This window comes from Serratia sp. (in: enterobacteria), from assembly GCF_052400455.1.
Taxonomy (GTDB): Bacteria; Pseudomonadota; Gammaproteobacteria; order Enterobacterales; family Enterobacteriaceae; genus Serratia; species Serratia ureilytica.
Genome location: NZ_CP185812.1, coordinates 424691 through 438933, shown reverse-complemented (window position 1 = coordinate 438933; position 14243 = coordinate 424691). Strand labels below are relative to the sequence as shown.

Genomic DNA, 14243 nt, shown 5'->3' with positions numbered 1-14243 from the left:
TAGTATGCAGACTCCTGCAATCGCCCTTTAAGCGATCCACTCTCTGATGGACGATGTCATGACTGAACACACTGCCGTACCGCTTTCGGTACTGGATTTATCGCCAATCCCGCAAGGGGCCAAGGCGCGCGACGCTTTTCACTGTTCGCTGGATTTGGCGCAGCACGCCGAACGCTGGGGCTACCAGCGCTACTGGCTGGCCGAGCACCACAACATGACCGGCATCGGCAGCGCCGCCACCTCGGTGCTGCTGGGCTATCTGGCCGCCGGCACCCAGAGCATTCGCCTCGGCTCCGGCGGCGTGATGCTGCCGAACCATGCGCCGCTGGTGATCGCCGAACAATTCGGCACGCTGGAGTCACTCTACCCTGGGCGCATCGATTTGGGGTTGGGCCGCGCGCCCGGCACCGATCAGCGCACCATGATGGCGCTGCGCCGCCACCTGTCCGGCGACGTGGATACCTTCCCGCGCGACGTGCAGGAGCTGCAAAATTATTTCTGCGATGCGCAGCCCGGGCAACCGGTGCAGGCGGTGCCGGGCCAGGGGCTGCATGTGCCGCTCTGGCTGCTCGGTTCCAGCCTCTACAGCGCGCAGCTGGCGGCGCAGCTCGGCCTGCCGTTCGCCTTCGCTTCGCACTTCGCCCCGGATATGCTGTTCCAGGCGCTGCAGCTGTACCGCGAGAACTTCAAACCGTCCAAACAGCTGGCGCAGCCGCACGCCATGGTCTGCGTCAACGTGATCGCCGCCGACAGCGACCGCGACGCGCGCTTCCTGTTCAGCTCGATGCAGCAGCAGTTCATCAATCTGCGCCGCGGTTCGCCCGGCCCGCTGCCGCCGCCGGTGGATAACATTCACGCGTTGTGGACCGCCGGCGAGCAATACGGCGTCGAGCAGGCGCTGCGGATGTCGATCGTCGGCGATGAAAAAACGGTGCGCCACGGGCTGCAAACGCTGCTGCGTGAAACCGATGCCGACGAGATCATGGTAAACGGCCAGATTTTCGATCATCAGGCGCGGCTGCGTTCGTTCGAGATCGTCGCCGGCGTGAAGGGCGACATCGTGAAGGGCTAAAAGCGAAAAGGCGGTGGGATCCCCACCGCCTTGGCGTTAACGCTGGATCAGGTAGCGAATGGTCGGCCCGTCCTGCTGGATATCCAGCACCTTGTAGCCGTGGTTGCGCGCATCGAGCGGGATGTTGTTGATCGACTGCGGGCAATCGCTGATCACCTCCAGGATCTCCCCCGGCTTCAGCTGCGGCATCGCCTCCAGCGTCGCCACCGCCGGGTACGGGCAAGGCTCGCCCAGCATGTCCAGCCGGTAGTCCGGCACTATCGCTGTTGCTTTCATGGCATGCTCCTCAAATTCACCACCTGCGCCTCAGGCCGGGCGCGGAAAAAGCGTTTCTCCCACCACAGCATGGCGGCGAAGGCCAGCGCCAGCAGCAGGTAAGTCACCAGCAGGCCGCCGATCGGGCCGAAGGTATCGAGCAGGTTGATCTTGTCGTAGTCGGTCGCCAGCGCCGGCGCCAGGTCGTCCCAGTAATAGGCCAGCAGCGTAGCGCCGATGATGTTGCCCAGCCCCACCCACCAGTAGTGCACCTGCCCTTCCACGGCGCGGTACATCCAACCGGTCTCGCAGCCGCCGGCCAGCACGATGCCGAAGCCGAACAGCAAACCGCCCAGCACCGCATTCGGGCCGGCCCACATGATCTTCGGCGCCACGCCGAGCTGCACATAGCTGAAGATGCCGATGGCGCTCACCGCCATGCCGATGATGATGGCTTTCGCCATGTGGGTGCGGCCGGTGATCCACAGATCGCGGAACGCCGAAGTGAAGCAGATCTGCGCGCGCTCGATCAGCAAGCCAAAGCCGATGCCGAACAGCATGGCGATGCCGAGCTTCGGCGCATCGAACAGTGTCCACAGCGACCAGGCCACCGCCAGGCCGAAGACGGCCATGCCCAGCCGGAAGCGGCGGCGCGCCTGCTCAGGCTTCTGCGTCAGCGGCGCGGCGGCCTTCACCTTTTGCAATTTGACCGGGATGCGGAACATCGGCAGCAGCGTGAATTTGGCGCCGAAGTAAGAACCGGCGGCGGTCGCCAGCGCGAAAAACCAGGCGTGCAACGAGAACTGAGGAATGCCGGTGAAGAATGCCGCCAGGTTACAACCCATCGCCAGGCGCGCGCCGAAACCGGCGATGATGCCGCCCAGCAGCGCCTGCACGATGCGAATGCGATGCTGCGGTTGACGCAGCTTGATGTTGTTGGCCCACAGCGCGGCGGCGATACAGCCGGCGAACATGCCGATGATCATGCGCCCGTCGATGCGCTCCAGCGGCGTGCCCTGCAAACCGATCACCTTGAAATAGCCCCACTGCTCAGGGTGCAGACCGAACCACTGCAGCACATGGCCGCCCCAGCGCGTGAATTCGCCGGTCACCGCCCAGAAGGTGCCGGTCATGCCGAAGTAGTAGGTAGAGAGGATCCCGGCGGCGATCACCGCCGGCAGCGGCGCCCAAAAGCGCACCAGGTATTGAGATTTGAACTGCTGCCAACTCATGGCATCTCCCGTGCATATCATCCGTAAGAAAAAACCTTATGAATGATACGCCATTCAGGGGCGTTTGACGGCAATTTTCAGGCATAAAAAAACCAGCCCACAGGCTGGTTTTTCAGAGCGCTCACCGCGAACGGTGAATCGGCGATTACGCGTCGCCGAAACGACGACGTGGTGCCGCCGGGGCGCCGTCATCACGGCGTGGCGCCGGCTTGCCGTCACGGTTGTAGTTACCGCCACGACGCTCGCCGCCGTTACCGCCTTCACGACGTTCGCCGAAGGAACGACGTGGGCCGCCTTCGCGACGTTCGCCGTTGAACGGACGACCGTTGCCGCGACGCTCGCCACCGTTGCCACCGTCACGACGCTCGCGACGTTCGAACGGCTGTGCATCGCCCAGCAGCTGCATGTTCATCGGCTTGTTCAGGATGCGAGTGCGAGTGAAGTGATTCAGGATCTCGCCCGGCATGCCTTTTGGCAGCTCGATGGTGGAGTGGGAAGCGAACAGCTTGATGTTGCCGATGTAACGGCTGCTGATGTCGCCTTCGTTAGCGATAGCGCCAACGATATGACGGACTTCTACGCCATCGTCACGGCCCACTTCGATGCGGTACAGCTGCATTTCGCCAACGTCACGACGTTCGCGACGCGGACGATCGCCGTCACGGCTGTCGCGGCTGTCACGACGGTCGCCGCGGCGATCGTCACGGTCGTTGAACTCACGACGCTGACGCGGCTTGAAGACCGGATCCGGTGGCAGGATCAGCGGACGCTCGCCCTGAGCCATTTTCAGCAGCGCTGCGGCCAGGGTTTCCATATCCAGCTCTTCTTCCGGCTGCAGTTTGGTCAGCAGCGCGCGGTACAGATCCAGATCGCTGCTTTCCAGCTGCTGCTGAACTTTCGCGGCGAACTTGGCCAGACGACGCTCGCCCAGCAGTTCTGCGTTCGGCAGCTCCACTTCCGGGATGGTCAGCTTCATGGTGCGTTCGATGTTGCGCAGCAGGCGGCGTTCGCGGTTTTCCACGAACAGCAGCGCGCGGCCGGCGCGGCCCGCACGACCGGTACGGCCGATACGGTGAACGTAAGACTCGGAGTCCATCGGGATGTCATAGTTGACAACCAGGCTGATGCGCTCAACGTCCAGGCCACGGGCCGCAACGTCGGTGGCAATCAGGATATCCAGACGACCGTCTTTCAGGCGCTCCAGGGTCTGCTCACGCAGCGCCTGGTTCATGTCGCCGTTCAGCGCGGCGCTGCTGTAACCGCTGCGCTCCAGCGCTTCGGCCACTTCCAGGGTCGCGTTCTTGGTACGAACGAAGATGATCGCCGCGTCAAAGTCTTCGGCTTCCAGGAAACGCACCAGCGCTTCGTTTTTACGCATGCCGTAGACCGACCAGTAGCTCTGGCTGATGTCCGGACGGGTGGTGACGCTGGACTGGATGCGCACTTCCTGCGGCTCTTTCATGAAGCGGCGGGTGATGCGACGGATCGCTTCCGGCATGGTGGCGGAGAACAGCGCGGTCTGATGTTCAGCCGGGATCTCAGCCATGATGGTTTCTACGTCTTCGATAAAGCCCATGCGCAGCATTTCGTCGGCTTCATCCAGCACCAGACCGCTCAGGTTGGAGAGGTTCAGGGTGCCGCGCTTCAGGTGGTCCAGCAGGCGGCCTGGGGTACCCACAACGATTTGCGGGCCCTGGCGCAGAGCGCGCAGCTGCACGTCGTAACGCTGGCCGCCGTACAGGGCTACCACGTTGACGCCGTTCATGTGTTTGGAGAAATCGGTCATCGCTTCGGCAACCTGAACCGCCAGTTCGCGGGTCGGTGCCAGCACCAGGATCTGAGGTGCTTTCAGGTCTGCCTGCAGGTTGTGCAGCAGCGGCAGCGAGAACGCTGCAGTTTTACCACTACCGGTCTGTGCCATGCCCAGCACGTCGCGGCCGTTCAACAGGTGAGGAATACACTCAGCCTGGATCGGAGATGGTTTTTCATAGCCCAGATCGTTCAGGGCGGAAATGATTGGAGCAGACAGCCCCAGATCGGCAAAAGAGGTTTCAAACTCAGTCGTCATGTACACGTGCCTCATTAATAATGGCAGCCAGTCTACATAACTCGTCGAGAAAATTTTCAGTCATTTTCATTGAAAAGTGTGAACCGGCTCAAATTAGATTATAAAACGAACAAAAAAGCCCTCGCCCGTTAAGGCGATAACTTTGGTTAAAAACCAATGTTCATCAGGCTGATAGGTGTTCGTCAGCTATTGCTGGTCCGATTCCGATAGGTCGTCTTGCTCTTGGCCCAAAAGCGCCAATTCCAACAATGCATAGCGGTGCTCAACGAAGTTGTGAACGTTGTTAGACACCGTCAGTTTGAACAGCGCCGAAGCGGTGTCCTTGTCCCCCAGACTCAGGTAGTGTTTACCCAAATAGAAGTCAGTTTCACTGAGATGCTCAGCGAGCGAAGTGTTATCCGTTGCATCTGCCTTGAGGCGTTCCATCAGCGTTTTTTCGCTGATCTTGCCCAGGTAGAATTCGACAATATTCCATCCCCATTGCCCTCTGTCCGCTTTGTCATAGCGCTGCTGAAGCGCTACCTCGGCCTTCTTGGGATCGATTTCTCGCTCCACCAGATACAGCCATAACGAACGGAAGGGATCGTTTGGGTCGTCTTGATAAAACGCCTGCAGATCATCCTGCGCCAACGGGAAGCGGCCGCCATAGTACAGTGCGATGCCCCGGTTTAAACGCGCGTAATTGTAAGTTGGATCAAGCTCTAGTACAGAATCAAACGCTTCATAGGCAGCATCAAAATTGCCTGCCTGCGTTAAGTAAATGCCCAGGTAGTTGAAAACTTCCGGCATGTCGGGACGTATCGCCAGCGCCTGCGAGAAATCATTGCGCGCTAATGCACGTAACCCGAGGCTATCATACAGCACACCGCGCTCATATAAAAGCTGTGCGCGTTCGTCATCCGTCAGTGCCCGGCTGGCAAGAATTTGTTCCATGCGCGCCAGGATCACTTCCTGCTGCAACGTAGGCTGCAACGGGATTGCCAAAACTTCGTCTTTACGCCAATCATGGTTGCTGCATCCTGCCAGCATGAGTGCTGTCGCAACGTAACACCAGCGCAAGAAAGGCTTCATTTCCCACTCCCGAAGACAAACATTGGATGAACGTCCTGTCCTCCGTTTGCTAAAACGCGGGCATCCTACCCGCGCGATACGAACAGCTCCCAACCCCGTGGCGGGGAGCTGTAAAACTATCTATACAATTATTCTGCTTCAGGCGCAGGTGAACCTGCTTCCGGCGCCATCGCTTCTTTGATGCTCAGACGCACGCGGCCCTGACGGTCAACTTCCAGTACCTTAACCGGCACTTCCTGACCCATCTGCAGATAGTCGGTCACTTTCTCAACGCGCTTGTCGGCGATCTGAGAAATGTGCACCAGGCCTTCTTTACCACCGCCGATAGCGACGAATGCGCCGAAATCAACGATACGGGTCACTTTACCCTGGTAGATACGGCCCACTTCGATCTCTGCCGTGATCTCTTCGATGCGACGAATAGCGAATTTCGCTTTCTCACCGTCGGTCGCAGCGATTTTAACTGTACCATCATCTTCAATTTCGATGGTAGTGCCAGTCTCTTCGGTCAGCGCGCGGATAACGGAACCGCCCTTACCGATCACGTCTTTGATTTTATCCGGGTTGATGCGGATAGTATGAATACGCGGTGCGAATTCGGAGATATCACCGCGCGGAGTGCTGATAGCCTGTTCCATTACGCCCAGGATGTGCAGACGCGCGCCCTTGGCCTGGTTCAGAGCCACCTGCATGATTTCGCGGGTGATGCCTTCGATTTTGATGTCCATCTGCAGCGCGGTGATACCGTCGCGGCTACCGGCCACTTTGAAGTCCATGTCGCCCAGGTGATCTTCGTCACCCAGAATGTCGGACAGAACCACATAGTTGTCGGCTTCTTTCACCAGGCCCATCGCGATACCCGCAACGGCAGCCTTGATTGGCACGCCGGCGTCCATCAGCGCCAGAGACGCGCCGCACACGGAAGCCATGGAAGAAGAACCGTTGGACTCGGTGATTTCAGACACCACGCGAACCGTGTACGGGAAATCTTCCGGTTTAGGCATCATAGCCAATACGCCGCGTTTCGCCAGGCGACCGTGACCGATTTCACGACGCTTAGGAGAACCGACCATGCCGGTTTCGCCTACGGAGTACGGAGGGAAGTTGTAGTGGAACAGGAAGCTGTCGGTCTTCTCGCCCATCAGCTCGTCCAGGTTCTGTGCGTCGCGCGCGGTGCCCAGGGTCGCGGTAACCAGCGCCTGAGTTTCGCCACGGGTGAACAGCGCAGAACCGTGGGTGCGCGGCAGTACGCCGGTGCGCACGTCCAGGCCACGGATCATGTCTTTTTCACGGCCGTCGATACGCGGCTCGCCACGCAGTACGCGGCTGCGCACCACGTTCTTCTCGACGGTGCCCAGGATGTCCTGGATTTCGCCGGCGTCCAGCGTTTCGTCCTGCGCCAGCAGGGTTTCAACCACGCTGTCTTTGATCGCGTCAACCTGAGCGTAACGCTCTTGTTTTTCGGTAATGTGGTAAGCGTCGCCCAGGCGAGCTTCGGCCAGTTCAGCCACGCGCGCGTGCAGCGCTTCGTTGACCGCAGGCGCCTGCCAATCCCACTTCGGCTTGCCGGCTTCGGCAACCAGCGCGTTGATGTTTTCGATAACCACTTGCTGCTGGTCGTGGCCGAACACCACGGCGCCCAGCATCTGATCTTCGCTCAGCACGTCAGCTTCGGATTCCACCATCAGCACCGCGCCGGCGGTACCGGCAACCACCAGATCCAGACGGCTTTCTTTCAGTTCGTCGGTCGTCGGGTTCAGTACGTACTGATCGTTGATGTAACCTACGCGCGCGGCGCCGATTGGGCCGTTGAACGGAATACCGGACAGGCTCAGGGCGGCAGAGGCACCGATCATCGCAACGATGTCCGGGTTCACCTGCGGGTTAACGGAAACCACGGTCGCGATCACCTGAACTTCGTTCAGGAAGCTGTCCGGGAACAGTGGACGGATCGGGCGGTCGATCAGACGGGAAGTCAGGGTCTCGCCTTCGCTCGGACGGCCTTCGCGACGGAAGAAGCTGCCCGGGATACGGCCGGCGGCGTAGGTACGCTCTTGGTAGTTAACGGTCAGCGGGAAGAAGCTCTGGCCCGGCTTGGCTTTTTTCTGGCCAACGACGGTAACGAATACGGCGGTGTCATCCATGCTCACCATAACGGCGGCGGTGGCCTGACGCGCCATCATACCGGTTTCGATGGTGACGGTATGCTGGCCATACTGGAATTTGCGAATGATCGGTGTCAGCAAAATTATATCCTTGATTAACGGCGCGCAATCGCATTGACGACTCGACACGCCTGTGACTCGATTTGCCTTCTCACTACATCCTCGCGACTAATGACAATCCTTATCTCAGGCGGGAGATAAAGCCTCTCATTAGCCGCGCGAACCTCTGTAACGGAAGAACCTGTTTGGAAACATCAGTAATACATTAACCTGATTTGCTTATGCTTCCTAGAAGAAAGGGGCCAAAATAGGCCCCTTTCCACTGAAACTTGCTAGATTAGCGACGCAGACCCAGACGCTCGATCAGGCTGGTATAACGTGCTACATCTTTACGCTTCAGGTAGTCCAGCAGCTTACGACGCTGAGAAACCATACGCAGCAGACCACGACGGCTGTGGTGATCTTTTTTGTGCTCGGAGAAGTGGCCTTGCAGATGGTTGATCTGCGCAGTCAGCAGGGCAACCTGAACTTCGGTAGAACCGCTGTCGTTAGTACCACGACCGAAATCAGCTACGATTTGAGCTTTAGCTTCAACACTTAGAGACATTGTAATACTCCAGATTATAGATAATAAAAACAGGCGCCGATCTCTAATTCAGCAACCCAATGCATAAGCTGCGCCATTCTACTCTTAGCGCAGTGCGATCGCAAGGCGACGCAGTGCCCCGCCGTCAGTCGAAATGCTCGACCACCAGGCGGCGCGGCGCCACGCGACCATCCTCGGCGATGTCGCCAACGCCGATGAATTTTCGCTCTTCACCCTCGGTGATACGCACCAGGCCGGAAGCCGGCGCGCCGGCGACTTGCACCGGTTGCCCCTGCTTGACGTAACCCGCCACCACCGGCAGCAAATTCACTTCCGGATAGTTCTCAACCGGGCTGTCCATCGGCATCAGCAGCGGATCGAGCAGCTCGCCGGGCGCGATCGCTTGTTCCTGCGCCTGCGCCACCAAGGCGTTCAGCTGTTCCAGCGTCACCATGCGCGCGATGGGATAAGTCGCCACCTGCAGGCGGCGCAGATAGATCACGTGCGCGCCGCAGCCCAGCAGCTCGCCGAGATCGTCGGTGATGGTGCGGATATAGGTGCCTTTCGAGCAGTGAATCTCCAGCTCGAGTTCATCCCCTTCCCAGCGGATAAACTGCAGCTCGTACACCGTGATGCTGCGCGCTTCGCGCGGCACTTCGATGCCCTGGCGCGCATACTCGTAGAGTTTCTTGCCCTGGTATTTCAACGCCGAATACATCGACGGCACCTGCTGGATGTCGCCGCGGAAGGTGTCCAGCGCCGCGTCGAGCTGCGCCTGGGTGAAGTTCACCGGGCGCTCCTGCACGATCTGCCCGTCGGCGTCGGAGGTATCGGTACGCTGCCCCAGCTTGGCGATCACCCGATAGCGCTTGTCGGAATCGAGCAGGTATTGCGAAAACTTGGTCGCTTCGCCCAGGCAGATAGGCAACATGCCGGTCGCCAACGGATCGAGCGCGCCGGTATGGCCCGCTCGGTTGGCGTTGTACAGACGTTTTACTTTTTGCAGCGCATCGTTGGACGACAACCCCTGCGGCTTGTCCAGCAACAGCACGCCGTGGATGTCACGGCCGCGGCGACGAGGGCGACTCATTAATCCTCCTTGTCATCGCCTGAGGCGGAACGGCGCTCTGCGTCGTTCTTCACCACGTTGGTCACCAGGTTGGACATGCGCATGCCTTCCACCAGGGAGTTGTCGTAAGCGAAGGTCAGCTCCGGCACCACGCGCAGGCGCATCGCTTTGCCCAGCAGGGTGCGGATATAGCCGGAAGCGTCCTGCAACGCTTTGATGCCGTTGGTGACCAGATCCGGATCGTGGTTCTCGGTCAGCACGTTCAGGAAGGTGACGTAAACCTTGGCATACGCCAGGTCGCGGGACACTTCCACGCCGGAAACGGTCGCCATGCCGACGCGCGGATCTTTCACTTCACGCTGCAGAATGATCGCAATCTCTTTCTGCATCTCTTGCGCCACGCGTTGACCGCGGCTGAATTCTTTTGCCATTTTGGATTCTCCAGACAAATCGGGGGGCACAAAGGCCCCCCGTAAACAGATATAAGCAGATGTGCAATCGTTAAGCGATGGTGCGTTGGATCTCAATGATTTCGAACACTTCGATCATGTCGCCGACGCGCACGTCGTTATAGTTCTTAACGCCGATACCACATTCCATGCCGTTACGGACTTCGTTAACGTCATCTTTGAAGCGACGCAGGGATTCCAGCTCGCCTTCATAGATAACCACGTTGTCGCGCAGTACGCGGATTGGGTTGTGACGCTTGATGGTCCCTTCGGTAACCATACAGCCGGCGATAGCGCCGAACTTAGGCGATTTGAACACGTCGCGCACTTCGGCCAGGCCGATGATCTGCTGCTTGTATTCCGGCGCCAGCATACCGCTCATCGCCTGCTTCACTTCGTCGATCAGGTTATAGATCACGGAGTAGTAACGCAGATCCAGGCTTTCCGCTTCGATCACGCGGCGCGCAGAAGCGTCGGCACGCACGTTGAAGCCCAGGATGATGGCGTTGGAAGCCGCAGCCAGCGTCGCGTCGGTTTCGGTGATCCCACCTACGCCGGAGCCGACAATCTTCACCTTCACTTCGTCGGTGGAGAGTTTCAGCAGCGAGTCGCTGATCGCTTCGCAAGAACCCTGTACGTCGGATTTCAGCACGATGTTCAGCTCGGACACTTCGCCGTCGGTCATGTTGGCGAACATGTTTTCCAGCTTGGACTTCTGCTGACGCGCCAGTTTGACTTCGCGGAACTTGCCCTGACGGTACAGCGCCACTTCACGCGCTTTCTTCTCGTCACGCACCACGGTCGCTTCGTCACCCGCTGCAGGCACGCTGGACAGACCCAGGATTTCCACAGGGATAGACGGACCGGCGGAGGTCACTTCACGGCCCAGCTCGTCGCGCATCGCACGCACGCGGCCGTATTCGAAGCCGCACAGGACGATGTCGCCCTTGTTCAGCGTACCTTCCTGAACCAGCACGGTAGCAACCGGGCCACGGCCTTTATCCAGGAAGGACTCGATCACTACGCCGCTCGCCATGCCGCTGCGAACCGCTTTCAGCTCCAGCACTTCGGCCTGCAGCAGGATGGCCTGCAGCAGCTCGTCGATACCGGTACCGGCTTTCGCGGACACGTGAACGAACTGCGCTTCGCCGCCCCACTCTTCCGGCATAACGCCGTACTGAGACAGTTCCTGCTTAACGCGATCCGGATCGGCTTCCGGTTTGTCGATTTTGTTCACCGCAACCACCAATGGCACCTGCGCCGCTTTCGCGTGCTGGATAGCTTCGATGGTTTGTGGCATCACGCCGTCGTCGGCCGCCACCACCAGAACCACGATGTCAGTCGCCTGAGCACCGCGAGCACGCATCGAGGTAAACGCGGCGTGGCCCGGGGTGTCCAGGAAGGTGATCATGCCGTTCTCGGTTTCTACGTGGTAGGCACCGATGTGCTGGGTAATGCCGCCGGCTTCGCCCGCCGCCACTTTGGTGGAGCGGATGTAGTCCAGCAGAGAGGTTTTACCGTGGTCAACGTGGCCCATGATGGTCACGACCGGCGCGCGCGGCTCGGCCGCAGCGCCCGTATCACGGTCGCTCATCAGCGCTTCTTCCAGCTCGTTTTCACGACGCAGGATAACTTTGTGGCCCATCTCTTCGGCAACCAGCTGTGCGGTTTCCTGGTCGATAACCTGGTTGATGGTGGCCATGGCGCCCAGTTTCATCATCACTTTGATGACCTGAGAACCTTTGACCGCCATCTTGTTGGCCAGCTCGGCCACGGTGATGGTTTCACCGATCACCACGTCACGGTTAACCACCTGCGCCGGCTTGTTGAAGCCCTGCTGCAGAGCGCTAGGCTTGCGTTTGCCGCCTTTGCCGCCACGGGTAACGGCACGCGCTTCTTCGCGATCCGCTTTGGATTCGGACAGCTTGTTGCCTTTCTTCTGCTTGGTGGCTTTGCCGCCGCGGGTGCGGCTGCGGCGATCGCCTTCAACTTTGGCGTCGTTTTCGTCTTCAGCGGCACGGGCGTGCTGAGAGGTGGTCACGTGATAGTCGGCGCTTTCAACCGCAGCGCTAGCCGCGTCGGCCTGGGCCCACTTCTCGCCGTTCTCTTCGGCCATGCGACGGGCTTCTTCCGCCACGCGCTTGGCTTCCTCTTCAACCTTGCGGCGCACTTCCTCTTCCGCTTTACGTTTCAGTTCAGCGGCTTCGGCTTCACGGCGTGCTTTTTCCGCCTGAGCTGGCTTGGTCATTTCGTCGGTATGTTGATTGGTCACTTTTTCTTTTTCCGCTGAATTACGCTTAGCAATCTCCGCGGCCTCACGTTTGGCTTGCTCTTCGGCTGCGCGCTTCGCTTCCGCTTCGCGTTTTGCGAGCTCTTCCGCTTCGCGCCGTGCCTGCTCTTCCGCTTCACGCTGTGCCTGCTCTGCCGCTTCAGCCAACTGGGCTTCCTGCGTATCGCGATTTACATAAGTGCGTTTCTTGCGGACCTCAATTTGCACCGATTTACTTTTACCGCCGGTGCTCGGGATATTCAAGGTGCTGCGCGTTTTGCGCTGCAAAGTGAGTTTACCCGGCGCGCTGCCGTGTTCACGGTTCAGGTGCGCCAGTAATGTTTCTTTTTCTTGCTGGGTAACAGAGTCCGACTCGGACTTGTTGATCCCTGCATCAGCAAACTGCTGTACCAGGCGATCAACCGGAGTCTGAATCTCTGCTGCCAGCGATTTTACGGTTACATCTGTCGTCATGCTGTTCCTTCCTGCTACAGTTATTACGCGTTGTCGCCAAACCAACAGATATTGCGTGCAGCCATGATCAGCTCGCCGGCTTGCTCATCGCTAAGCCCTTCAATATCAGCCAGATCGTCAACACCCTGCTCGGCAAGATCTTCCAGCGTACAAACCCCACGCGCGGCCAGTTTAAAGGCCATGCTGCGCTCAAGACCCGGCAGGTTGAGCAAATCGTCGGCCGGTTTGTTGTCGCCCAGGCTTTCTTCTTGTGCCAGGGCCAGCGTGGTCAATGCAGCTTTGGCGCGTTCGCGCAATGCTTCAACCGTATCTTCATCCAGACCGTCGATTTCCAACAGCTCTTTGATCGGCACGTAGGCCAGCTCTTCCAGCGTGGAGAAGCCTTCTTCAACCAGTACGGTGGCGAAATCTTCGTCGATATCAAGATACTTGGTGAAGGTATCAATAGCGGCATGAGCCTCGGCCTGGTGCTTGGCCTGCAGGTCGTCCGCCGTCATCACGTTCAGTTCCCAACGATCGTCGCCGCGGTGTTGTTTCAGCAGTTGGGAAGCCAAACGCACGTTTTGGCCGTTACGGCCGATCGCCTGCGCCAGGTTGCTGGCTTCAACGGCGATATCCATGGTGCAGTTATCTTCGTCTACCACGATCGACGCGACGTCGGCCGGCGCCATGGCGTTGATGACGAATTGCGCAGGATTATCATCCCACAGGATGATATCGATGCGTTCGCCGCCGAGCTCGCTCGACACGGCCTGAACGCGCGCACCGCGCATACCTACGCAGGCGCCGACCGGATCGATGCGCTTGTCGTTGGTTTTCACTGCAATTTTCGCACGGGAGCCTGGATCGCGGGCTGCCGCTTTAATCTCGATCACTTCTTCGCCGATTTCCGGCACTTCGATGCGGAACAGCTCTTTCAGCATTTCCGGGCTGGAACGGCTGACGAACAGCTGCGCGCCGCGAGCTTCGGGACGTACGGCATACAATACGCCGCGAATGCGGTCGCCCGGACGGAAGTTTTCGCGCGGCAGCATGTCTTCACGGCCAATGACCGCTTCGGCGTTGTTGCCCAGATCAAGCGCGATGCTGTCACGGTTCACTTTCTTCACCACGCCGGTGACGATCTCACCTTCGTGTTCACGGAAAGCGTCGACCACCATCGCGCGCTCGGCCTCGCGCACTTTCTGCACGATAACCTGCTTGGCGGTTTGGGTGGTGATGCGGTCGAAGGTCACGGATTCGATCTGATCTTCGACGTATCCGCCGAGCTCGATGCTCGGATCTTCAAACTGAGCGGCTTCCAGCGTGATTTCACGCGTCGGCTGAGTCACTTCGTCTACGGCGACCCAACGGCGGAAGGTATCGAAATCGCCGGTTCTGCGGTCAATGCTGACGCGCACGTCGATTTCCTGCTCGTATTTTTTCTTGGTTGCGGTGGCTAATGCAGTTTCCAGCGCTTCGAAAATCTTCTCGCGCGGAAGGGATTTTTCATTGGAAACTGCTTCAACAACAGCCAGAATCTCTTTGTTCATC

At 59.1% G+C, this 14243-nt stretch carries 12 protein-coding genes; 1 reads left to right on the top strand and 11 read right to left on the bottom strand.

Annotation, left to right across the window (positions count from 1 at the left end; genetic code table 11):
• Positions 1 to 58: 58 nt before the first annotated feature.
• A complete protein-coding gene (locus ACORQT_RS02045) occupies positions 59 to 1072 on the top strand; it encodes a luciferase-like monooxygenase (RefSeq protein ID WP_033633542.1) in 1014 nt (337 codons plus the stop codon).
• Between the two features lie 36 nt (positions 1073 to 1108).
• Here the strand turns inward: ACORQT_RS02045 and yedF are convergent, their stop codons facing one another.
• The 11 genes from yedF to nusA form a co-directional block, all read right to left on the bottom strand.
• On the bottom strand, positions 1109 to 1348 hold the full coding sequence (gene yedF, locus ACORQT_RS02040) for a sulfurtransferase-like selenium metabolism protein YedF (protein ID WP_061799849.1): 240 nt from the start codon (positions 1346 to 1348) through the stop codon (positions 1109 to 1111).
• Positions 1345 to 2559, bottom strand: a complete 1215-nt coding sequence (gene yedE, locus ACORQT_RS02035; RefSeq protein WP_016929320.1) for a selenium metabolism membrane protein YedE/FdhT — start codon at positions 2557 to 2559, stop codon at positions 1345 to 1347. Before yedE ends, yedF begins: the two co-directional genes overlap by 4 nt.
• 145 nt (positions 2560 to 2704) lie before the next feature.
• On the bottom strand, positions 2705 to 4627 hold the full coding sequence (locus tag ACORQT_RS02030; protein WP_033641661.1) for a DEAD/DEAH family ATP-dependent RNA helicase: 1923 nt from the start codon (positions 4625 to 4627) through the stop codon (positions 2705 to 2707).
• Complete coding sequence (gene yrbN, locus ACORQT_RS02025) at positions 4617 to 4691, bottom strand: protein YrbN (RefSeq protein ID WP_223182019.1); 75 nt, start codon at positions 4689 to 4691, stop codon at positions 4617 to 4619. The genes ACORQT_RS02030 and yrbN overlap by 11 nt, the downstream gene beginning before the upstream one ends.
• A 122-nt stretch (positions 4692 to 4813) precedes the next feature.
• Positions 4814 to 5698 carry a lipoprotein NlpI gene (gene nlpI, locus ACORQT_RS02020; protein ID WP_004933495.1) on the bottom strand — a complete coding sequence of 295 codons (885 nt, stop codon included), beginning with the start codon at positions 5696 to 5698 and terminating at the stop codon, positions 4814 to 4816.
• Between the two features lie 128 nt (positions 5699 to 5826).
• The gene (gene pnp / locus ACORQT_RS02015; protein ID WP_016929321.1) at positions 5827 to 7944 is read right to left on the bottom strand and encodes a polyribonucleotide nucleotidyltransferase; all 2118 of its coding nucleotides are present in this window, start codon (positions 7942 to 7944) and stop codon (positions 5827 to 5829) included.
• A gap of 256 nt (positions 7945 to 8200) precedes the next feature.
• Positions 8201 to 8470 carry a 30S ribosomal protein S15 gene (rpsO, locus tag ACORQT_RS02010; protein ID WP_004933502.1) on the bottom strand — a complete coding sequence of 90 codons (270 nt, stop codon included), beginning with the start codon at positions 8468 to 8470 and terminating at the stop codon, positions 8201 to 8203.
• Positions 8471 to 8594: 124 nt separating this feature from the next.
• On the bottom strand, positions 8595 to 9539 hold the full coding sequence (truB, locus tag ACORQT_RS02005; RefSeq protein WP_033641660.1) for a tRNA pseudouridine(55) synthase TruB: 945 nt from the start codon (positions 9537 to 9539) through the stop codon (positions 8595 to 8597).
• On the bottom strand, positions 9539 to 9949 hold the full coding sequence (rbfA, locus tag ACORQT_RS02000) for a 30S ribosome-binding factor RbfA (protein WP_004933508.1): 411 nt from the start codon (positions 9947 to 9949) through the stop codon (positions 9539 to 9541). The genes truB and rbfA overlap by 1 nt, the downstream gene beginning before the upstream one ends.
• Positions 9950 to 10019: 70 nt before the next feature.
• The gene (gene infB, locus ACORQT_RS01995) at positions 10020 to 12710 is read right to left on the bottom strand and encodes a translation initiation factor IF-2 (protein WP_019453339.1); all 2691 of its coding nucleotides are present in this window, start codon (positions 12708 to 12710) and stop codon (positions 10020 to 10022) included.
• Positions 12711 to 12733: 23 nt separating this feature from the next.
• Complete coding sequence (gene nusA, locus ACORQT_RS01990; RefSeq protein ID WP_004933514.1) at positions 12734 to 14242, bottom strand: transcription termination factor NusA; 1509 nt, start codon at positions 14240 to 14242, stop codon at positions 12734 to 12736.
• Between the last annotated feature and the right edge of the window lies 1 nt (position 14243).